Origin of the sequence: Variovorax sp. W1I1 (assembly GCF_030815625.1) — a bacterium.
GTDB classification, from domain to species: domain Bacteria; phylum Pseudomonadota; class Gammaproteobacteria; order Burkholderiales; family Burkholderiaceae_C; genus Variovorax; species Variovorax paradoxus_C.
The window spans coordinates 3,317,879-3,339,567 of sequence record NZ_JAUSWZ010000001.1 but is presented as its reverse complement, the minus strand read 5'-3'; the positions used below and the strand labels follow the sequence as shown (position 1 = coordinate 3,339,567).

At 67.5% G+C, this 21,689-nt stretch carries 16 protein-coding genes; 6 read left to right on the top strand and 10 right to left on the bottom strand.

Annotated features, from left to right (window positions below; translation table 11 throughout):
• Positions 1–29 precede the first annotated feature (29 nt).
• The 4 genes from QFZ83_RS15620 (at position 30) to QFZ83_RS15605 (ending at position 2,536) form a co-directional block, all read left to right on the top strand.
• A complete protein-coding gene (locus QFZ83_RS15620; RefSeq protein ID WP_307507933.1) occupies positions 30–440 on the top strand; it encodes a DoxX family protein in 411 nt (136 codons plus the stop codon).
• A 36-nt stretch (positions 441–476) separates the two neighbouring features.
• Positions 477–1,028: a flavodoxin family protein gene (locus tag QFZ83_RS15615; RefSeq protein ID WP_307507932.1), complete on the top strand. Its 552-nt coding sequence runs from the start codon at positions 477–479 to the stop codon at positions 1,026–1,028.
• Positions 1,029–1,053: 25 nt separating this feature from the next.
• A complete protein-coding gene (locus QFZ83_RS15610; RefSeq protein ID WP_307507929.1) occupies positions 1,054–1,986 on the top strand; it encodes a pirin family protein in 933 nt (310 codons plus the stop codon).
• A gap of 133 nt (positions 1,987–2,119) precedes the next feature.
• On the top strand, positions 2,120–2,536 hold the full coding sequence (locus QFZ83_RS15605) for a hypothetical protein (protein WP_307507927.1): 417 nt from the start codon (positions 2,120–2,122) through the stop codon (positions 2,534–2,536).
• Positions 2,537–2,609: 73 nt separating this feature from the next.
• Here the strand turns inward: QFZ83_RS15605 and QFZ83_RS15600 are convergent, their stop codons facing one another.
• The 5 genes from QFZ83_RS15600 to QFZ83_RS15580 form a co-directional block, all read right to left on the bottom strand.
• Entirely contained in the window at positions 2,610–4,178 is a 1,569-nt protein-coding gene (locus QFZ83_RS15600) for a tripartite tricarboxylate transporter permease (RefSeq protein ID WP_013541952.1), read from the bottom strand.
• 4 nt (positions 4,179–4,182) lie between these two features.
• The gene (locus tag QFZ83_RS15595) at positions 4,183–4,704 is read right to left on the bottom strand and encodes a tripartite tricarboxylate transporter TctB family protein (protein ID WP_307507924.1); all 522 of its coding nucleotides are present in this window, start codon (positions 4,702–4,704) and stop codon (positions 4,183–4,185) included.
• A 130-nt stretch (positions 4,705–4,834) separates the two neighbouring features.
• Positions 4,835–6,370 carry a sensor histidine kinase gene (locus QFZ83_RS15590; protein WP_307507921.1) on the bottom strand — a complete coding sequence of 512 codons (1,536 nt, stop codon included), beginning with the start codon at positions 6,368–6,370 and terminating at the stop codon, positions 4,835–4,837.
• Complete coding sequence (locus tag QFZ83_RS15585) at positions 6,333–7,037, bottom strand: response regulator (RefSeq protein ID WP_013541949.1); 705 nt, start codon at positions 7,035–7,037, stop codon at positions 6,333–6,335. Before QFZ83_RS15585 ends, QFZ83_RS15590 begins: the two co-directional genes overlap by 38 nt.
• Before the next feature lie 33 nt (positions 7,038–7,070).
• Positions 7,071–7,862 carry a sulfurtransferase gene (locus QFZ83_RS15580; protein ID WP_307507919.1) on the bottom strand — a complete coding sequence of 264 codons (792 nt, stop codon included), beginning with the start codon at positions 7,860–7,862 and terminating at the stop codon, positions 7,071–7,073.
• 124 nt (positions 7,863–7,986) lie between these two features.
• Here QFZ83_RS15580 and dnaE point away from each other — a divergent pair, with 124 nt between their 5' ends.
• Both dnaE and QFZ83_RS15570 read left to right on the top strand, forming a co-directional pair.
• Entirely contained in the window at positions 7,987–11,505 is a 3,519-nt protein-coding gene (dnaE, locus tag QFZ83_RS15575; RefSeq protein ID WP_307507917.1) for a DNA polymerase III subunit alpha, read from the top strand.
• A 95-nt stretch (positions 11,506–11,600) separates the two neighbouring features.
• Positions 11,601–11,981, top strand: coding sequence for a YgiW/YdeI family stress tolerance OB fold protein (locus tag QFZ83_RS15570; protein WP_307507915.1), 381 nt, complete (start codon positions 11,601–11,603; stop codon positions 11,979–11,981).
• Here the strand turns inward: QFZ83_RS15570 and QFZ83_RS15565 are convergent.
• The 5 genes from QFZ83_RS15565 to QFZ83_RS15545 all read right to left on the bottom strand — a co-directional run bounded on the left by QFZ83_RS15565 (position 11,956) and on the right by QFZ83_RS15545 (position 21,685).
• On the bottom strand, positions 11,956–17,187 hold the full coding sequence (locus QFZ83_RS15565) for an AAA domain-containing protein (protein WP_307507912.1): 5,232 nt from the start codon (positions 17,185–17,187) through the stop codon (positions 11,956–11,958). The genes QFZ83_RS15570 and QFZ83_RS15565 overlap by 26 nt on opposite strands.
• Positions 17,184–18,404, bottom strand: coding sequence for a SprT-like domain-containing protein (locus QFZ83_RS15560; protein ID WP_306876927.1), 1,221 nt, complete (start codon positions 18,402–18,404; stop codon positions 17,184–17,186). The genes QFZ83_RS15565 and QFZ83_RS15560 overlap by 4 nt, the downstream gene beginning before the upstream one ends.
• Positions 18,405–18,477: 73 nt before the next feature.
• The gene (locus tag QFZ83_RS15555) at positions 18,478–20,208 is read right to left on the bottom strand and encodes a penicillin-binding protein 2 (RefSeq protein ID WP_306876926.1); all 1,731 of its coding nucleotides are present in this window, start codon (positions 20,206–20,208) and stop codon (positions 18,478–18,480) included.
• A gap of 112 nt (positions 20,209–20,320) precedes the next feature.
• Positions 20,321–21,241, bottom strand: coding sequence for a cell envelope integrity protein TolA (locus tag QFZ83_RS15550; RefSeq protein WP_306876925.1), 921 nt, complete (start codon positions 21,239–21,241; stop codon positions 20,321–20,323).
• Positions 21,242–21,244: 3 nt separating this feature from the next.
• A complete protein-coding gene (locus tag QFZ83_RS15545) occupies positions 21,245–21,685 on the bottom strand; it encodes a biopolymer transporter ExbD (protein ID WP_306876924.1) in 441 nt (146 codons plus the stop codon).
• Positions 21,686–21,689: the final 4 nt, after the last annotated feature.

Below are 21,689 nucleotides of genomic sequence, written 5' to 3'. Positions count from 1 at the left end.
TATTTCAACAACCGAGGAGTTTTTCAATCATGGCAACCACCACCACCCACCCCTTCAACGCAGCCCAGGATGCTCTGGCGCTGATTGGCCGAATCCTGATCGCTACGCTGTTCATTCCGGCCGGTTTCGGCAAGCTGATGGGCTTCGCGGGCACGGTTGGCTACATCACCAAGGTAGCGGGTCTGCCGCTACCCGAGGTGGGGGCCGCGATCGCGATCATCGTTGAACTAGGCTTGGGCATTGCGTTGCTGGTGGGCTTCAAGACGCGCTGGACGGCGCTGATCATGGCGATCTTCACGGTCGCCACGGCTCTGTTCTTCCACAAGTTCTGGGCTGACGCGACCCAAAATATCCAGTTCTTCAAGAACATGGCCATCGCTGGCGGCCTGCTCGCTTTCGCAGCCTTCGGCCCCGGCCGTTTCAGCATCGACAAGCGCTGATCCACCCCTGAACCGCAACACAAGGAGCACCCGAACATGGCAAACATCGTTGTCGTCTTCCATTCCGGTTACGGCCACACCCAACGCATCGCGCAAGCCGTGGCCGAATCCGCCGGCGCGCAATTGCTCGCCATCGACGCCGACGGCAACCTGCCCGAAGGCGGCTGGGAGACGCTGGCCGCGGCCGACGCCATCGTCTTCGGCTCGCCGACCTACATGGGCGGCGTGAGCTGGCAGTTCAAGAAATTCGCCGATGCGTCGTCGAAGGTCTGGTACACGCAGGGCTGGAAGGACAAGCTCTTCGCCGGCTTCACCAACAGCGCCACCATGAACGGCGACAAGGTCACGACCATGTCGTACCTGTGGACGCTCGCGATGCAGCACAGCGGCATCTGGGTCAGCATGGGAATCCTTCCGACCAACAACAAGGCCGCCACGCGCGAGTCGATGAACTACGTGGGCGGCTACGGCGGCCTTTTGACGCAGTCGCCATCGGACGCGAGCCCGGCCGAGATGTTCAAGGGCGACTTCGACACCGCCCGCGCATTCGGCGAGCGCATTGCCGCAGTGGCAAGATCGCGCGGATAAAACCCAGCCACCCACGGAGCCCACGATGACCGATACCACCGCCCAGACTCAGTTGCCCCAACTGCTTCAACCGCACGACAAGGACCTGGGCGGCGGCTTCAACGTGAGGCGCCTCCTGCCCGCCGCGCAGCGCCGCTCGGTCGGGCCCTTCGTGTTCTTCGACCATTTCGGACCGGCCACCGAGAAGCCCGGCACCGAGCACGACGTGCGGCCGCATCCGCACATCGGCCTCGCGACGGTCACCTATCTTTTCGAGGGCGCGATGATGCATCGCGACAGCCTCGGCAGCGTGCAGGAGATCCTGCCCGGCGCAATCAACTGGATGACCTCGGGGCGCGGCATCGTGCACTCCGAACGCAAGCCCGAGCGCCTGAAGGCCGACACCTACGTGAACCACGGGCTGCAGCTCTGGGCCGCCTTGCCCCAGGCGCATGAAGAGGTCGAGCCGAGCTTCGAGCACACGGCGGCCAGCGCCATCCCCGAAGTGGTGGAGCAGGGCGCCCAAGTGCGCGTGCTGGTGGGCGAGGCCTTCGGCCAACGCTCGCCGGTGAAGACATTGGTGCAGACGGTCTACCTAGACATCGCTTTGCCTGCGGGTGGCCGCTTCGAGTTGCCTGCGCTGGCACCCGAGCTGGCCATCTACGCCGTCGATGCCGATGCGAGCGTCAACGGCGAAGCGATCCCTGCGCACACGATGGCGGTGCTGCCCGACGGGCAAGGCGCGGTGCTGACGTCCGATGTTGCCGTGCGCCTGATGGTGATCGGCGGCGCGCCGCTCGACGGTCCGCGCTACATCACCTGGAATTTCGTTTCGAGCCGGCGCGAACGCATTCTCGAGGCCGGTGCCGATTGGGCCGCACAACGCATGGGTCATGTGCCCGGCGAGACCGAATTCATTCCGCTGCCGGGCAAGCCCTTTGGCGTGCGCGAGCCGGATACGGGCACTACGCCTGTTTGATCTGGTCTTTCTTTGTCCAGGGCGTGATCGCCGCCCCGAACTCACCTTCACACGCGGGTAGTAAGCTGCGCCCCGCAAACGGCGATCGAGGGGATCGCCGTCCCAACGACATCCCAGAAAGGGAGCAAGGCACATGGCAGTTTTCCGAACCCCCGAGGTTGCACCGGGCGAATACGGCGATCTTTTCGAGTTCCTCATGAAGGAGCTCAAGCTCTTCAAGCGGCAGTTGGTGGTCATGCTCAAGCATGTGCAGACCGGCGAGTCGATGGTCTTCGAGGAAGCCTGGTACGACTACCACCTGAAGGACCGGCTCACCCACCTGCTCAAGACCGACGACTACGCTGCCGTCGCAGCGCTGCCGATCAACAAGAAGGGCCAGACGGGCATCTACATCGAGACCCGTTACGTGAAGAGCGGCAGGCTCGTCGGCCTGCAGCTCGTGGAAGCCCGGCCGCACGAAGGTGGGCGCTATGTGGGCCTCACGCCGGCTGTGGTGTTCACCGACGCCGACGGCGAACGCATGCTGCCGTTCGCGCAGAAGCTCAAATAAAAGCCGGAAGTTCGAACGAAAAAAGGGCCCGACTGATCGGGCCCTTTTGCTTTGGGTGATTGCCTCGCGCGGCTTACTTGCCGCCGAGCGAGATGGCCTCCGCAGGCGGCGCGCCATCGGGCGCCTTCGGCAGTTCGATCACTGCCTTGCGCCCCGCGCGACCGCGCCACGCCGAGAAGCCCACACCGGCCAGCAGCAGCACGCACAGTCCGATGAAGGTGCCGCTGATCGGCCGCGTCACGAACACCGACATGTCGCCGCGCGAGAGCAGCAGCGCGCGGCGGAAGTTCTCTTCCACCATCGGTCCGAGCACGAAGCCCAGCAGGATCGGTGCGACCGAGAACTCCAGCGTCATCAGCACGGCGCCGACGATGCCGAACACCAGCACTTCCCAGATCTGGAACAGGCTGTTCTGCGTGCTGTACACGCCCGTCGCAATGAAGAACATCGCGGCAGGGAACAGGTACTTGTAGGGCACCTTCAGGAGCTTCACCCACACGCCGATCATCGGCACGTTCAGGATCACCAGGATCACGTTGCCGATCCAGAACGAGGCGATCAGGCCCCAGAAGATGTCCGGATGCTCGGTGATGAGCTGCGGGCCGGGCTGGATGCCCTGGATCAGCAGCGCACCGAGGATCAACGCCATCACCGCGTCGCCTGGAATGCCCAGGCTCATCGTCGGGATGAAGTCGACCTGCGTCTTCGAGTGCGCCGAGGCCTCGGGGCCGGCCACGCCTTCGATCATGCCGGTGCCGAACTTGTCGGGTGTCTTCGACACCTTGCGCTCCAGCGCGTAGGCGATGAAGGTGGTGATGGTCGGGCCGGTGCCGGGCATCGCGCCGAACACGGTGCCGACGATGGTGCCGCGGATCATCGCGGGGAAGGCGCGCTTCAATTCTTCCTTGCTCGGGCGCATGTCGCTCAGCTTGAGCGTGCCGGTGTCGCCGATGGCCTTCATGCGGTTCACGTTGAGCAGGAAGTCGGCCACGCCGAAGAGGCCCATCGAGATCGCCACCAGTTCCAGGCCGTCGCTCAGCTCGGGCAGGCCGAATGCGAATCGGAAGCTGCCGCTGTTCACGTCGGTGCCGACCACGCCGCACAGCAGGCCGAAGATCGTCATCGCCACGCCCTTGAGCGGCGAACCGCGCGACATGGTCGATCCTGCGAGCAAGCCCAGCAGCATGATCGAGAAGATCTCGGTCGGGCCGAACTTGAACGCGATCTGCACCAGGAGCGGCGAGGCGAAGATCATCACGATGATGCCGACCGATGCCGCGAAGAACGAGGCGATCATCGTCACCCCGAGCGCGACGCCGCCCTTGCCCTGCTTGGTCATCGGATACCCGTCGAGACAGGTCACCGCGTGCGGCGGGTGCGAGGGCATGTTCATCAGGATGGCGCCGATGGCGCCGCCGTACTGCGAGCCGTAGAAGATGCCCGCCAGCATCAGGATCGCGGGCACCGGGTGCATCGCGTAGGTGAGCGGCAACAGGATCGAGATGGCCTGCAGCGCGCCCATGCCCGGCAGCACGCCGATCAGGTTGCCCACCAGCACGCCGAAGAACGACCACAGGAGATTGGAGCCCTGGAACGCGACGCCGAAGCCGAACCAGAGGTCGTGGAGCGATTGACCGATCATGATTTCAGCCTCCCCACTGGAACAACGGCAACTGCAGCTTCAGCGCCCACCAGAACACCACCACCGCGATGAAGCACATCGCAAGCGCCAACAGCAGCGCCTCGGTCAGCGTGTTGTCGCGGTCGCCGAGCGCGGAGATGAACACGATGGCGAAGGTCGCCGGCAGCAGGCCGCCGTATTCGCCCAGCAGCAGGAACGACAGGATGCCCACGATGATGCAGATGCCGCCGCGCAGGTCGGGCATGCCGCCCGGATGGCCGTGCGAAGCGGCCTCTTCGCCGCTCGAGGGCTTGTCGCCGCGCGCGGACAGGGCAATGAGCAGGCCGGTCAGCGCGAGCAGGCCGCCGAGCGCCACCGGGAAGAAGCCCGGTCCCATGTGCGCCAGCTCGCCGACGCGGTAACCGACACCGGCATAGACGGCCGCGAGGCCGATGACCACGAGCAACGCGCCGCCGTAGTAATCCTTCTTGAATTTGGGGGCGGGCCGAACCGCGTGCGAGGCCGGATCTTCACCGTGCGGGTGCATTGAGTCTCCTTCGATTTGGAAGGAGCGCAGTCTAGGAATCGAGGCTTTCAATCGCCTTTCGACGAGGGCTTCGGAGGGCTCGCGAAGCTCAAAATACGTGTAATTGCTTACAGCGCTACCCGCGAAAACCCTAGGAGGAACCGGCCGCGAGCGGCAGCTTCAGGATCGCGCGGAGGCCGCCGCCGTTGGCGCTCTCCGGCATGTCGGCGCTGTCGAGTTCGATCTCGCCGCCGTTGCGCCGCGCATAGCTGCGCGCGATGGTGAGACCGAGGCCCGCGCCCTTTGTGGCAGCGTCGGTGGACGGGTCGCGATGGAAGCGCTCGAACACGCTGTCGCGCCGCTCGGGCGCGATGCCCGGGCCGCTGTCGCACACCTCGGCCAGCGCGTGCGAGGCCTCGCGCCGCACGGTCACCGTGATGTTGCCGCCGCGCGGCGTGTACTTGATGGCGTTGTGCACGAGGTTCGCGAGCACCTCGTGCAGTTCGGCGCCGTTGGCCTTCACCGGCAGGGGCGGCGGCTCGTCTTCGCCTTCGGGTTCGCCGCGCGCATCGACCCAGCCCAGGTCCTGGTCGTGCTCGCGTGCGAGCGGCAGGTACTGCAGCACCACGGCGCGCGCGATGTCGCTGAGGTCGACCACGGCGGGCTCGGCGCCGCCAGCGATCTCCTCTTCGGTCGTGGCATGCGCGAGCGCCAGCAGTTGCTCGCTCAGGCGCCGCGTGCGCGCGAGCTGCGCGACGATCGCGTGCAGCGATTCGCGCATGCGCGCCGGATCGGTCTCGCGCACCGCGTAGCCGGCCTGGATCGACAGGATGCTCAGCGGCGTGCGCAGCTGGTGCGAGGCATCGGCCAGAAACTGCGACTGCTCCGCCACCATGCGCCGGTGGTCCGCGATGTGGTGGTTGACCGCGTCCACAAGCGGCACCACCTCCTGCGGCACACCGCTCGCGTCGAGCGGGTTCAGGTCGTCGCGCGGGCGTTCGCGCAGGGACCGGCGAAGGCGCTCCAGCGGCCGCAGCGTCCAGGCCACGCCGAGCCACACCAGCACGGCCATCACCAGCACCATGCGCGCGTCGCGCAGCAGCTCCTGCCTGAGCGATTCGTTCTGCGCCTGCAGGCGTGGGCCGGTGCCCTCGGCGGCCTGGATCAGCACGCTGTACGCGGCGGCACCCGATCGGGTGTTGTCGTAGACCGTCTGGCGCAGCGCGGCCACGCGCACCGGGTGCTGCTCGTGCACCGCGTCGTAGAACACCGGTGTGCCGTCGGCCGGCGGTTGTGCGGGGCGGGGCAGGCCGGGCACGCCCATGAGCGTTTCTTCGGGCGCGTTGGGATCGAGCGTCCCGCCCTTGGGAATGCGCTGCACGCCGACGTGCAGGTACTTGTAGCGCAGGTGCGTGGACTCGAACATCGCCTGCACCGAGAAGGCCTCCTGCACCCGCACGCTGCCGTCGCTCGCGACCACGATGCCGTTGGCCAGCGCCTGCACGGGCTCCAGCAGGCTCTGGTCGTAGGCGACGACCAGCGAATCGGTGAGCGTGCGGTAGTCGTTCCAGCTGTCGAGCGCCAGCAACGCGACGATGCCTGGCAGCAGCAGCGCGAGCAGGCGCGCGCGGATGCCGAAGCGCTGCGGTTCAGACCGCGGTGGGCGGGGCGGAGCCTGCGGGTCCATCGGCAATGCCCTCGAGCATGTAGCCCAGCCCGCGCACGGTGACGATGCGCACGTCGCTGTCCGCGAGCTTGCGGCGCAGGCGGTGCAGCACCACCTCGATGGCGTCGGGACCGGCGGTGCTGTCGTTGGTGAACACCTTCGCGAAGAGCTGCGACTTGCCGACCGGCGCGCCGCTGCGCATCAGGAGCGCGGTGAGCGCGGCCTGCTCCCGCGGCGTGAGCGACAGCAGCGTGCCGCGCAGCGTGAAGGCATGGCTCTCGCTGTCGTACGAGAGCGAGGCGCACTGCAGCCGTGGATGCTGCTTGCCGCGGCTGCGCCGCACCAGCGCGGCCAGGCGCGCCTCGAGCTCGACCAGCTCGAAGGGTTTGGTGAGGAAATCGTCCGCGCCCAGGTTGAGGCCACGCACCCGGTCCTGCAGCGCGCCCTGCGCGGTGAGGATGAGCACCGGCGTGCGGTCGTCGGCATCGCGCATGTCGGCCAGCACACTCAGGCCGTGCTTGTCGGGCAGGCGCAGGTCCAGGACGATGGCGTCGTATTCGGTGCCGGCCATGAAAGCTTCGGCGGTGCGCGCATCGGGCGCGTGGTCGGCGACGAAGCCGCTCTGGGTCAACGCCCGGATGAGCCACGAGGCCATGTCCAGTTCGTCTTCCACCAGGAGGATGCGCATGAGGGATTGCCGGTGAGTGCCGCTTGGTGCCGGTTATTTCTTCAGGCCGCGGCCCAGGTCGATGTCTTCCGACGCACGCGCGCTGGCATCGGCCGCGCGTGCGCTCAGGTCGGGCGCCAGGGCGCGCCGGCCGTCGAACACGAAGCAGTCGCCGTGGTAGTGCGCGCCGCCGACTTCCTCGAAGTATTTGAGGATGCCGCCTTCGAGCTGCAGCACATGCTCCACGCCTTCTTCGCGCATCAGGATCGCGGCCTTCTCGCAGCGGATGCCTCCGGTGCAGAAGCTCACCACGGTCTTGCCTTCGAAATCGGCGCGGTGCGCTTTGAGTGCGGGCGGGAATTCGGTGAACTTGGTGATGCGCCAGTCGATCGCGCCGTCGAAGGTGCCTTCATCGACTTCGAAGTCGTTGCGCGTGTCGAGCAATGCGATCTCGCGGCCTTCGTCGTCGTGGCCCTGGTCGAGCCAGCGCTTGAGGGTGAGGGCGTCGACACCGGGTGCGCGGCCGGCGGCCGGCTGAATGGCCGGATGGTCCATGCGGATGATCTCGCGCTTGAGCTTCACCAGCATGCGCCGGAACGGCTGCGTTTCGGACCAGCTTTCCTTGGTTTCGAGGTCGGCGAAGCGCGCATCGGTGCGCAGGTCGGCCAGGAAAGTGTGGATGGCGTCGGCGGCGCCCGCCAGAAACAGGTTGATACCTTCGGGCGCCAGCAGGATGGTGCCCATGAGGCCCAGCGCCTGGGTGCGGGCACGCAGGTCTTCACGCAGCTCGGGGCTGTCGTGGATGGCCACGAATTTGTAGGCCGCAATGTTCAGGATCTCTTGCACGGGGCGCGATTCTAGGTGGCGCCGCCGGGCCGGATGCGGGCCGCCGCGGTCTTTCCCTTGCAGGCGGGGCGATTTAGGGATTGCCAACCCACATCGTGAAGGTGCCGGTTTCTACAATGGCGGGATGTTTGTTCACCTGCGCCTGCACACCGAATTTTCCGTCGTCGACGGCACCAACCGGATCGACGAAGTCATCAAGGCCGCTGCTGCCGACAAGCAGCCCGCACTGGCCATCACCGACCTGAACAACCTGTTCGGGGCGGTCAAGTTCTACAAGCAGGGGCGGGGCAAGGGCGTCAAGCCCGTCATCGGCGCTGAAATCTTCATCGAGGGGCTGGGCAAGGAGCCCGGCGTGCTCACCCGCCTCGTGCTGCTGGTGCAGAACATGGAGGGCTACCTGAGCCTGTCCGAACTGCTGGCACGGGCCTGGACGCAGAACGTGGGCCGCGGCCAGTCGCAGGCGGCCTGCAAGCTCGAATGGCTCGAAGAGCTTTCGGGTGGGCTGATCGCGCTCTCGGGCGCGCAGGCGGGGCCGCTGGGCGTGCCGCTGCTGCAAGGCCAGGGCGAGCGCGCGGCCGAGCTGGCGCTGAAGCTGGCCGGCATGTTCCCGCATCGCTTCTACATCGAGCTGCAGCGCGCGGGCCGTCCCGAAGACGAGCCGCATGTCATCGCCGCCGTGAAGCTCGCGGCCCGGCTGAAGCTGCCGGTGGTTGCCACGCACCCGGTGCAGTTCGCCGAGCGGCAGGACTACGAAGCGCACGAGGCGCGCGTGTGCATCTCCGAAGGCGAGATCCTCGGCAACCCGCGCCGCGTGCGCAAGTTCACCGAAGAGCAGTACTTCAAGTCGACCGCCGAGATGCAGGCGCTGTTCGCCGATGTGCCGAGCGCGCTGGCCAACACGGTCGAGATCGCCAAGCGCTGCAACCTGACGCTGGTGCTCGGCAAGCCGCAGCTGCCCGACTTCCCCACGCCCTTCGTCAGCGAAGGCGTGCGCATGCCGATCGACGACTTCTTCCGGCAGGAATCGTTCGAAGGGCTGGAGGTGCGCCTTGCCCACCTCTACCCCGACGTGGCCAAGCGCGATGCCGAGCGGCCGCGCTATGTGGAGCGCCTGGAGTTCGAGATCAACACGATCCTGAACATGGGCTTCCCCGGCTACTTCCTGATCGTGGGCGACTTCATCAAGTGGGCCAAGGAAAACGGCTGTCCCGTGGGCCCGGGCCGGGGCTCGGGTGCGGGCTCGCTGGTGGCCTATGCGCTGAAGATCACCGACCTCGACCCGCTCGAATACAAGCTGCTGTTCGAACGTTTCCTGAACCCCGAGCGCGTCTCGATGCCCGACTTCGATATCGACTTCTGCCAGGGCAACCGGGACCGCGTGATCGACTACGTGAAGGACAAGTACGGCCGCAATGCCGTGAGCCAGATCGCCACCTTCGGCACGATGGCCGCGCGCGCCGCCATCCGCGACGTGGGCCGCGTGCTGGACATGAGCTACATGTTCTGCGACGGCATCAGCAAGCTGATTCCGAACAAGCCGGGCATGTCGGTCACGCTGCAGTACCCGCCCGAGAAAAAGATCGAGGGCGACAAGAACAACTACGCCATCGAGATGGAGCCGCAGCTCGCGCAGCGCATCGAGAAGGAAGAAGAAGTGCGCATGCTGGTCGAGCTCGCGCAGAAGCTCGAAGGCATGACCCGCAACATCGGCATGCACGCGGGCGGCGTGCTCATTGCGCCGGGCAAGCTCACCGACTTCTGCCCGCTCTACCAGCAGCCGGGCAGCGACTCGGCGGTGAGCCAGTACGACAAGGACGACGTCGAAGCCATCGGCCTCGTGAAGTTCGACTTCTTGGGTCTGGCCACGCTCACCATCCTGGAGATCGCCAAGGACTTCATCGTCGCGCGCCACAAGGGCCAGGAAAACTTCGCGTTCGAGAACATTCCGCTCAAGGACGCGGCCACTTACCGGCTCTTCTCCGAAGGCAAGACGGAAGCGGTGTTCCAGTTCGAATCGCGCGGCATGCAGGGCATGCTGAAAGACGCGCGCCCCACGCGCCTGGAAGACCTGATCGCGCTCAACGCGCTGTACCGTCCGGGCCCGATGGACCTGATCCCCAGCTTCGTGGCGCGCAAGCACGGCCGCGAAGAGGTCGAGTACCCGCACCCGGCCGTGGCCGAGATGCTCTCGGAGACCTACGGGATCATGGTCTACCAGGAGCAGGTGATGCAGACCGCGCAGATCCTGGGCGGCTACTCGCTCGGCGGCGCCGACTTGCTGCGCCGCGCGATGGGCAAGAAGAAGCTCGAGGAGATGGCCGAGCACCGCGAGAAATTCCGCGCGGGCGCGCTCGCCACGCACGGCATCCCGCAGGACAAGGCCGACGAAATCTTCGACTTGATGGAGAAGTTCGCGGGCTACGGCTTCAACAAGTCGCACGCAGCTGCGTACTCGCTGCTCGCGTATCACACGGGCTGGCTCAAGGTCCACTACACGGCCGAATTCTTCTGCGCCAACATGACCGTGGAAATGGACGACACGGACAAGCTCAAGCTCCTGTTCGAAGACGCCCAGAAGAACTTCGGCATCACCTTCGAGCCGCCGGACGTGAACCGCGGCAACTACCGCTTCGAGCCGGTCACCGACAAGGTGATCCGCTACGGCCTCGGCGCCGTCAAGGGCACGGGCCAGCTCGCGGTCGAGGCGGTGGTGCGGGCGCGCGAAGAGGGCGGGCCGTTCAAGAGCCTGTTCGATTTCTGCGTGCGCATCGACCGCCAGCGCATCAACAAGCGCACGGTCGAGGCGCTCATCAAGGCTGGCGCGTTCGATGCGATTCAGCAGAACCGCGCAGCGCTGATCGCCTCGGTGGACCGCGCCTTCGAATTCGCCAGCGCGACGGCCGCCAACGCCGCGCAGGTCGACATCTTCGGAGACGCGGAGCACGGCTCGGCCACGGCCGAACCTGATCTGGTCGATGCCACACCGTGGGGCGTGAAGGAGCGGCTGACGCTCGAAAAAACCGCCATCGGCTTCTACCTGTCGGGCCATCTGTTCGACGAGGTCTCGCACGAGGTGCGGCGCTTCTGCAAGCGCGAGATCGGCGACCTGCTCGACAGCCGCGACCAGCAGGTCATCGCGGGCATCGTGAGCGATTTCCGCGTGATCAACGGCCAGCGCGGGCGGCTGGCGATCTTCAAGCTCGACGACAAGTCGGAGTCCATCGACGCCACGGCCGACGAGGCGCTCATCAACGCCAACCGCAACACGCTGAAGGACGACGAGCTCGTCATCGTGAGCGGCCGGCTGCAGCCCGCGCGCGGCGGTTTCGAGGCGCGCTTCCAGGTGCAGCAGGTGTGGGACCTCGCCACGGCGCGCTGCCGCTTCGGCAAGTTCCTGCGCGTGGCGGTGAACGGCAAGGCGCCGGACATCGCGCGGCTGGTGAAGGACTTTCCGCCGCGCACCGAGCAGACGGAAGTCGGTGACCTGGTGCAGGGCCTGCCGGTGCGCCTGTCGATGGCGCGCGGCGGCGCACAGGTCGAATTGCAGTTGGGCGAGCGCGCCAAGTTCTTCCCGACCGATGCCGCGCTCGCGAGCTGGACGGCGCAGGCGGAGGCGGGCAAGGCGCTGATCGTCTACGAGTGAATGGCCCCTGGGTTTCGAGGGTCGTGGAACATTTGGGCGCCTCTGGCGTCCATCTGTTTCTTCACAACCAAGCCGTTCAAGGAGGAACGATTGCCATGACCAATACCCATACCAAGACCAAAACCCTGAAGACCGCCGCGCTCGCGCTCGGCATGTCGCTGGCGATGTCCACTGCCTTCGCCCAATACGCCGGCCCGAGCACCGTGCCGACGATGACGGTCAAGCAACTGCTGGACACCGGCAAGGACGACCAGCACGCCACGCTGCGCGGCTTCATCGTCTCGCACGATGGCGGCGAGCACTACACCTTCGCCGACGACAGCGGCCGCATGAAGGTCGAGATCGATGCCAAGCACTTCCCGGCCGGCGTGAAGATCGACGACAAGGTGCGCGTCGAGATCACGGGCGAGTTCGACAAGGATCTCGTCGGCAACAAGGCCGAGCTGGACGTCAAGCGGCTGAGCCTGGTGCGCTGATGACCTCGGCGGCGGGTTCTTCCGCCGCTGACTTCTTGCCTTTTTTCCGGAGCGCCGACTCGATCTGTTCGAGCACGGCCTCCGGCGCATGCAGCCAGTCCTTGGCGAGCACCTGCACCACCTGCCAGCCGAACGCATCGAGCACACGCGGCCGCGAGACATAGCGCTCCAGCACGTTGCGGTTTTCGTAGTGCGTCGCGGTGTCCACGAGGATGCCCAGCGCATAGTGCCCGGCCTCCGGCGCACGCAGCGCGAGGTCGCAGCGAAAGCGCGATTGACCCACCTGTTCGTCGACCGCATGGCCGCGCGCACGCAGTGCCGCCGCAAGCTGCGCCGTCACCTCGTCCGCACGCGTGTGCTGCGCGCCGCTGGACCGCGTGAGCGGGTTCATGCTTTCGAGCACGCGCCGCGCGGTCGCCGAATCGCCGCGCGACAGGCACTCCGCATAGCGCAGGAACTGCTTGAGCGCCGCGGCGCCTTCGTTGTGGTCATTGGTGATCGCCTCGTGGCGAATGGTCGAGACGACAGCCATATGGTGCCGCGCGCGGCTGAAGATCACGTTGAGCCGCTTCTCGCCGCCGCGCTGGTTGATCGGGCCGAAGTTCATCAGCATGCGGCCCTCGGGGTTCGGGCCGTAGCAGATGCTCAGGATGATGATGTCGCGCTCGTCGCCCTGCACGTTCTCCAGGTTCTTGATGAAGAGGCCGCAGAACTGGTCGTCTTCTTCGCGCACGTACTCGGCTTCCAGCCGCGCGGCGAAGTCGCTGTCGATGGCGCCCAGCGCATCGAGCTCGGCCTCGATCTCGGTCTGCTGCGCCTCGGAGAACGCGACGATGCCCAGGCTGCGCCCGGTCTCGCGTTTCAGCAGCTTGCGCACCAACTGTGCGATGTGGCGCGCCTCGCCGTCGTTGATGCGGTTCTCGTACACCGCATCGGTCACGCGGTGGAAGCTGATGGCGCGCGAGAGCAGGGCGTCGACATTCGCGGCCACTGAAGCTTCTGTCGGAGTGCGCGACTGCACGAGGATTTCGTCGCGCGCATCCGAAGGCAGGCTCCGGTCCGGAATGGTGAAGAGGTTGCCCGCGTAGAAGGCCGCGTTCGAAAAGCCGATGAGCGACTCGTAGCGGCTGCGGTAGTGCCAGGCGAGCAGCGTGGCCGGCAGGTTGCGCGCGCCCTGGTTCAGCAGGCTGTCGGCGTCGAGCACCACGGCGATGCGATCACCTTCGTCCTCGACCGAGACGGTATCGTCCTCGGGGTCGCGGCCTGACGAGAAGAAGCTCGTCGGCGGCAGCTGCATCTCGTCGCCCACCACGATGATCTGCGGCGCACGGTAGAGCGCAGGCACGGCTTCTTCCACCGGGATCTGGCTCGCCTCGTCGAAGATCACCACGTCGAAGAGGTCGGCCGCGAGCGGCAGCGTGTCGGACACCGAGAGCGGGCTCATGAGCCAGATCGGCTTCATGTCGCGCACCACCTGCCCGGTCTCGCCCGAGGCGAGTTCGCGGATCGCCTTGTAGCGCATGGTCTTGCCGAACTCGTGTTCGAGTTCGCGCCGGCCCGCGTTGTAGCTCTTCTTGAAGAGCTTGCCGCCAGCGTCGAGCTGGCTCGCGGGGAGGGCGCTGGTGCGCACGTGCTCCCGAAAGCGCTGGCGCACCGCGGCGGCGAGCGTGCGGGCGTTGCGGTCGAGCAGCTTGCGCTCTCCCTCGGCCAGGCGCTGCGCATGGCGCGCGAGCGCGGCGCTGTCGAAGCGCGGCAGCCAGCGCTCGGTGCGGTAGACGCGCTCCAGGCCTTCGCGCGCGACGGCGTATTCGATGGCCTCGGGTGCGAGCGGCAGGGTGCGCAGGGCCTTGGCCAGGGCCGGGTCGGCATCGGCCAGTTCCTGCAGGTGCGGCAGCACGGTCGGCAGGGTGTCGGCCTGTTCGCGCAGCGTGCGGGCGAGTGCTTCGAGGGAAGCCAGCGGTTGCGCGGCCGGGTCGTCGAGCAGGTCGCGCCACAGGGCATCGAGCGCGTCGGTGCGTTCGCCGAGGGCGGCCAGCCGTTCGACGTTGCGGCTTGCGCCGGGTTCGGTGCGCAGGTGCGCGTGGAAGGCCGCGCGCACGCCGTTGCCGGTGGCATCGCCACGGCGCAGGGCATCAAGCTGCTGCACGAAGTCGTCGGGGTCGGTGCAGCCGTAGGTCGCCTCGATCTGCGACGCCTGCTTGCCGACGGCCGCGCGGGCTGTGTGCTCGGCCAGCAGTTCTTCGAGCACCTGGCTCGGCTGCGGGCGGACGGCGTGCTTGGCGAAGTCGTAGCGGCGCTTGAGTTCGCCCGACAGCCGCCACCACGAGGGCTGGAGCCAGCGCAGCAAGGAGCTTTGCTGCGCCTTGGCTTGGGCGAGGCCGGCTTCGGTGTCGCTCTGCGAGAACTTGTCGCGCCAGTGGCTGGTGCGTTCGAGGGCTTCCTTGAGCACCTGCTGCAGCGCACGGCGCTGCGCCATCGCCTCGCCGAACGCGAGGCTCGTAGGGTGCGCAGTGTCGAGCAGCGAGAGATGCCCGCGCGCCGCGAGCGCAGCCACGCGGCGCGCGTCGGCCACCACGGCCAGCGCATCGCCCCAGAGCGTGGGCGCATCGCCCAGCGGCGGCCAGGCGTCGGCCAACGCATCGCGGTGCGGACCGGTCTGTTCGGCCGCGCGATCACTGAGTTCGACCAGTCGTGCGAGGGGCCGCTCCTGGCGCAGCAGCACGGGCGCGAGTTGCGCGAACGCATGCGCCGACAGATACGGCACGCCCAGGCTTTCCGTGACCGCGAGGTGAAGGCGCGCGACCAGGTCCTCATGTTTGCGCCAGGCAGCGAAAGCGGGCAGGGCCTCGGCCTGCAACGGCGTCAAAGCGGGATCGTGCGGCTTGAGCACGATCAGCCGCGCCATCAGCGTGCGTACCGCCACGGCCAGGTGCTCGGGCACTTCGCGCATCGCGGCGTCGAAGCGTTCGAGCGCCTTCAGGTCGGCATCCATCGTGTCGACGAGCTGCGTGCGCTCGCGGGTCTCGGCGTCCAGTTCCTCGGGCGCCGCGAGCCAGTGCTCGTAGGTCTTCTTGAGGTTCTGCACGAAGGCCTTCTTGTCGCCCTGCGAGTCGTGGATCATGCAGCACAGCTCGTCCAGTCCCTGCTGCCGGAGGCGATGGAACACCACGTCGATGGCGGCGCGCTTCTCGCAGACGAACAGCACGCGCTGCCCGCGCCCCACGTAGTCGGCGATGAGGTTGGTGATGGTCTGCGACTTCCCCGTGCCGGGCGGCCCCTGGATGATGTAGCTGGTGCCGGTGCGCGCTAGCGCCACGGCGGCGGTCTGCGTGGCATCGGCCTGCACCACGGGCCACTGGTCGGCCAGCGGCAGGGCGGCGGGCGTCTCGGCATCGACCTGGCGCGGCTGCAGCGAGAACACGCGGTCGAAGGCGTCGCTCGCGATTTCCGATTCGCTCAGCGCCGAGTAGTCGCGCACCAGCGACATCTTGCGGTGGTTGAAGTTGCCGAGCGTCACCGAGGTGAGGTCGACATCCCACTGATACGGATTGCCGGTGCTCTCGTGCAGCGAATAGGTCTGCTGCTCGGTCTGCGCGGTGGTCGATGCCATCTGCGGCGCGCGCGGCAAGGGCCGTGCGCCGACCGCATCGCGCAGCGACAACGGAACCGGCCGCACCTTGGCGTGGAAGAGCTGCAGGCCGAGCGGGCGGAAGTCGTCCTTCGCATAGCTGAAGTCCTGCGTCGCCACTGGCTGCGCGCCGGGGTTGCGCACGCGGGTGCGCCGCTTGAACTGTTCGAGCCGCTGGCGGGCGCGCTGGTGGATCAGCTCGATCTCGGGTTGCTTCACCAGCCGCAGCTGCACGCCGGGCTCGGTCGCCGCGATCTGTGCGGCGAGCTGGGCGTGGAACTGCTCGATGGTGGTTTCGCGCAGGTCGATGCTCTCGGGCAGCACGATGCCGTAGAGCTGGCGCAGGTGGTGCCTGAGCGTCGGGTTCACCTGCGCCTCGCTAGCTGCGGCTTCGAGCAGGTACTGGTCCTTCACGCCCTTCTTGCGGGTGAGCTCGACCGACAGCATGAGGAGCGGCGAGGCGATGCGCTCGGCCCGCTCGGCTTCCCCTTCCTTCAGGTTGTGCCAGCGCAGGAACGCGATCACCAGCGAGAGCTGCGAGAAGCCGTATTCGGAGCGGTCGCGCCGCGCCTCCTGCAGGATGCGGTCGAGCGCGCCGGGCAGGTAGGGCTGGTCTTCGAAGCGCAGCCAGCGTGCGAGCGGCACCGGGTCGCAGGTGGCGATGTCGCTCGCGAAGCGGCCGTCCCACACGCAGAGCTGGTCGACGCGAATGTTCTTGATGTCCACCACCAGCGGCACGCTCGCCACCGTGAGGTTCACATGCGTCTGGCTCGGCTTGAAGTGCAGCAGGCGGTTGCGGCGCGAGAGGTCGAAGAGGCGATCGCGCAGGTGCACGCGGATCGCCTGGCGGCGCTGACCCGCGCCGTCTTTTGCGGGCGCGATGCGGTCGAGGCCGAGGTCCATCGGCTGGTCGCGGTAGGTTTCGAGGCGGCGAATCACCGAGGGCAGGTCGCGCGCGCGTTCGTGGCGGTCGAGCGCGGTCATCTCGCCGATCACCGCGCCCACCACCGGGTGCAGGCGGCGGTTGAGGGCGAAGAGGTTGGCGCGATTCGCGACGAAGCGGCCGAGTTCCTCGCTGTCGGTTAAGTCCAGGCCGCACGAAAGGCTGGCGAGCACCTGGCCGAGGCAGAGGATGTCGGTCAGCGCGTCGTGATGTGCGAATCGCAATTCCCACGCGGTGTAGCCGGGCAGGTAGACGGGGCGCGTCGGCAGGGCGTCGGGCGCGGCATCGGCCATGAGCGCGAGGTTCTCGACCGAGACACCTTCGTCGGCATCGAGCGTCACGCGGTGCTCGCCGACCACGCGCAGCACGGAGGCGGCGGGCGCTTCGAGCGGCGCGATGGCGTCGCGGTTCTGGCGCGGCTCGGCGCCTTCGGGCTGCACCAGCACGAGGGCGGGCGTGTCGTCGACGCGGTAGGCGAAGGCGCTGCCGAGCGCGGCGACCTTGCCTTGCTCGTGCAATACGGACACCTCGCGCAGCAGCGGGAGCACGAGGCTCAGCACGTCGTCGGTCTGCAGGCCGCCGTGGGCGTCGGCGGTGTCCAGCAGTTGCAGCAAAGGGGCGACGGTGGCGTTCATGCGGAGGCGCCTTGCTTGTGTTGTGCGGCTGCCTTTTCAAGCAGCGTGGCCGCATCGCGCTTCACTCGGGTGAGGCTGCGCTTGGGAAAGCGCATGTCCTTCACCACGCGCTCTTCGAGCTGCGTGGCGCAACCCATCGCTTCGGCGAGGCCGAGCGCTGCGGCAAGCGTGATGTCGTCCAGGTCAGGATCTGCCGCGACGAAATCGACCAGCACGCTGGCGAGGTAGTCGTGCACGCCGGCCGGCACTGGCGCGGGTGGCGGCAAGGGCGCCGAGGGCGGTGCGAAGTTTGGAAAGAAGCGGCGCGCATGGGCCAGCAGCGAATCGGACTGAAGGAAGGGCCGCTGCAGCAACTGAGCGATGGTTTCCCGCGTCAGCGCATCGGCGCGCTGCTGCCCGAGCAGGTCGAGCGTGGCGATGTCCAGCGGGCCTTCGAGCGCGCCGGCCAGCCATTCGTCGGCCTCGGGCTGGCGCTCGGTCCACAGGCGCAGCGCCCGCGCCCGCACGAAGACCTCGGGGTGGCTGGTGCCGCGCGTCTGGATCTCGGGCGCGGCGCAGATTTCGTCGGCCTGCCGCAGGTAGCTCGCGGCGTTCACTTGGTTCAGGCCCGTCTGCACCTTGACCAGCGCAGTCACCGCGGGTTCGAGCGCTTCGCAGGCGATGCAGGCGCCGCGGTCGGCAAAGGCCTCGGTGTAGAGGCCGTAGCGGCGCGCCGCGTGCAGGTGGCTCGCGTCGGCGCGCGAATCGGCGGCCGCGGCCTGCAGGATGCGGTCGACCACGTGGTACTTGCCGCCGTCGCGCTCCCACAGCAGGTAGTGCGCCAGTTCATGACCGAGCACGGCCTGCAGCTCGGCGCCCTGCAGTCGCTCCATGAGCGGACCCGAGAGCACGATGTGCGCCTCGCCGGGCAGGAAGTAGAGCGTGGCATTCATCGTGCCGTCGCCCGCCTGGTAGAGCGCGACGCGCGCCGTGATGCCCAGGCGCTGCACCGCCGCGTTGCAATGCGCATGCAGCTCGGGGTGGGCATCGGCATCGAGCCGGTACGAATTGCGCAGCAGGTCGGCGCGCACCGCCGCGGCGTGCTCCTCGCGCGCCTCGGCGGAGGCGGCCCAGCGCCAGACTTCGGGCTCGTTCGCCTGCAAGTGGGCGGCCAGGGCCTGCTGGTAGGGGAGCGGGGTCAGGTCTTCGAGGCGAACGGCAGGAGGGAAATCGACCATGTCAGGAGCGCCGGCAATGAGGTGCCGACGATCCTAAACGAGCGAGGTGAACCAGCGCGCCATCAATGCGCCATCAGTGCGCCATGGAGGCCACCGGCAGGTCGGGCAGCACGTTCAGGATGCGCAGCGTCTGCTGCACCACCTGGCTGAACACCGGCGCCGCGACCAGCCCGCCGAAGTACTTGCCCGCGCCGGGCTCGTCGATCATCACCGCGACGATGATGCGGGGCTTGTCGATCGGCGACATGCCGGTGTACCAGGCGCGGTACTTGTTGCTCGCATAGCCCTTGCCGACCTGCTTGTGCGCGGTGCCGGTCTTGCCGCCGACCGAGTAGCCATCGGTCTGCGCGAGCGGCGCGGTGCCGCCGGGCGCGGCGGCCATGTGCATCATCTTGCGCACCTCGCTCGCGACCTGCGGCGAGAACACCTGCACGCCGGGCGGCTCGGTGTTCGTGCTTTTCAAAAGGCCCACCGGGATGACTTCGCCGTTGTGCGCGAAGGCCGTGTACGCGTGCGCGATCTGGAACAGCGACGCCGAGAGGCCGTAGCCGTACGACATGGTGGCCTGCTCGATCGGCCGCCACGACTTCCAGGGCCGAAGCCGCCCGGTCACCGCGCCGGGGAAGGGCGTCTGCGGCTTCTGGCCGAGGCCCAGCGAGGTGAACGAGTTCCACATCTCCTGCGCCGTCATGCGCTGCGAGATCTTGGTGGCGCCCACATTGCTGGATTTCTGAATCACGCCCTGCACCGTGAGCACGCCGAAGTTCTCGTCGTCGTGGATCGTCGCGCCCGTGACGGTGATGCGACCGGGGTTGGTGTCGATGATGGTCTGCGGCGTCACGCGCCCGAGCTGCAGCGCGGTGGCGATGGTGATCGGCTTCATCGTCGAGCCCGGCTCGAACACGTCGGTCATCGCGCGGTTGCGCAACTGCTCGCCGGTGAGGTTGCGGCGGTCGTTCGGGTCGTAGCTCGGATAGTTGGCCATGGCGAGCAGTTCGCCCGTTTCCGCATCGACCACCACCACGCTGCCGGCCCGGGCCTTGTTGGCAACCACTGCATCGCGGATCTTCTCGTAGGCGACGAACTGCACGCGGTCGTCGATGCTCAACTGGATGTCGTGGCCGTCGGTCGGCGGCACCTGGTCCTCGGTGTCCTCGACGATGTGGCCCAGGCGGTCCTTGATGACGTGGCGCGAGCCCGCCTTGCCGGCCAGCTCGCTGTTGAAGGCCAGCTCGACGCCTTCCTGCCCCGTGTCCTCGACATTGGTGAAGCCCGCCAGGTGCGCGGCCGCCTCGCCCTCGGGGTACTGGCGCCGGTAGTCGCGGCGCAGGTAGATGCCCTTGATGCCGAGTTCGGCGATCTGCTTGCCGACGGCGGTGTCGACCTGGCGCTTGATCCAGACGAAGCTCTTGTCCTCGTCCTCCAGCTTCTTGTCGAACTCCTTCTGCGGCATGCCGAGCAGCTTGGCCGCCTGCTTCAATTTGGCCTGCACGGCGGGATCGTCGCGCTCGATGTCCTCGGGAATGGCCCAGATGCTGGGCGCCGGGATGTCGGAGGCGAGGATGAGACCGTTGCGGTCGAGGATGCGCCCGCGGTTCGCGGGCAGCTCCAGCGTGCGCTGGTAGCGCACCTCGCCCTGGTGCTGGAAGAAGTCGTGGTTGAAGACCTGGATGTAGGCGGCCCGGCCGGCCAGCAGCACGAAACCGAAGGCGATGCTGGCCACGATGAACTTGCTGCGCCAGACGGGGGTGGGACTGGCGAGCAGCGGACTGCTCCCGTAGCGGATGCGACCGGTGGATTTCATCTTGCGCTCTTGTGCGGGCACGGAACCCGGCTGTTGTTGTGCGCGGGTAGACAGCGCGGCAACAACGGAGTTCCGGGCGGCCTTGCGAAAGGCCGCCCGGAACCGGCGCGAATCAGCGCTTGGGCCTGAGCGAGACGATCAGCGACGGGAAGATGCGCCCGTCGGTGTCGCGCGGCAGCTTGTCGGTCTTGCGCAGGCCGCGCTCGGCCGCTTCATCCCAGGCGGGCAGTCCGCTGGAGCGCGTGAGCTTGACGCCGACGATGGTGCCGTCGGGCGCGAGGTTCACCTCGAACTCGGCCGCCGGGTTGCCGTTCACCGTGTCGGCATCGGGGAAGGTGATGTTCGGGCGCACCGCGGCGGCGATGCGTCCGGCATAACCGCTGGACGGGCCTGAAGACCGCAGGGCCGTGCCCTTCGAATCGTCGGCACCGCTGGCACCCGCCAGACCCTGCATGCGCTTGAGCGTGGCGGCGCGATCGGCAGCGGCCTGCTTCGCGGCGGCCTCGGCCTTCTTGGCTTCGGCTTGCTTGGCCTCGGCTTCCTGCTGCTTCTTCTGCTCGGCGAGCTTCTGTTGCTGCTCTTTCTTGCGCTGGGCGTCGTCTTCGGCGCGCTGCTTGGCTTCGAGCTCTTTCTTCTTTTGCTGTTGTTGCTGCTGCTCGAGCTCGCGCTCTTTCTGTTCCTTCTGCTCCTTGAGCTTCTTCTCGCGCTCCAGGGCAATGTCAGGGGCCTTCGGCGCGGGTGCGGGCTCGGGCGCCTTGGCTGCCGGAGGCGGTGGCGGCGTGGGAGCGGGCGGCGGCGGCGCGGGAGCGGGTGTCGGCGCCTCCGGTGCGGACAGGCGCGGCGCGGCCTGTTGCACGGTGGAGGACCACAGCTCCGCATCGACGGCGCCTTCGTCGGCGTCGCTGCGCCAGCGCACCCCCCAGGTCAGCGCCGCGATCAGCAGCGCATGCGCGATGAGGGCGAGCACGACGGCGCGCGGCGTGCCGCGCTGCGGTGGCGGCGCGAACTCGGGGCGATCCAGTGCGAGCGACATGCCTTATTTGCCGCCCGTGGTCGTGACCGACAGGCCCACGCGATCGATGCCGCTGCGCTTGAGCTGGTTCATCGCCTTCACGACGGTTTCGTACTTCACCGACTTGTCGGCGCTGATGACCACGGGGCGCTGGGCATCGCCGCCCTGCGCCTGCTTAGCGGCAGCGCCGATCTGGGTCATGGGGATGGACGTGCTGCCCGTGTTGCCGGTGGACGGGTCCTTCTTGATCTGCACTTCGTCGTCGCTCTTGATGACGATCTCGATGGGCTTGTCGGGCTGCTTGTTGGCGCGGTCGACCGAGGGCAGGTTGATCACGCTCGGCGTGATGAGCGGCGCTGTGACCATGAAGATGATCAGCAGCACCAGCATCACGTCGATGAACGGGACCATGTTGATCTCGTTGATCGTCCGGCGGCCACGGCCCCGGGATGAAACGGCGGGCATGCGC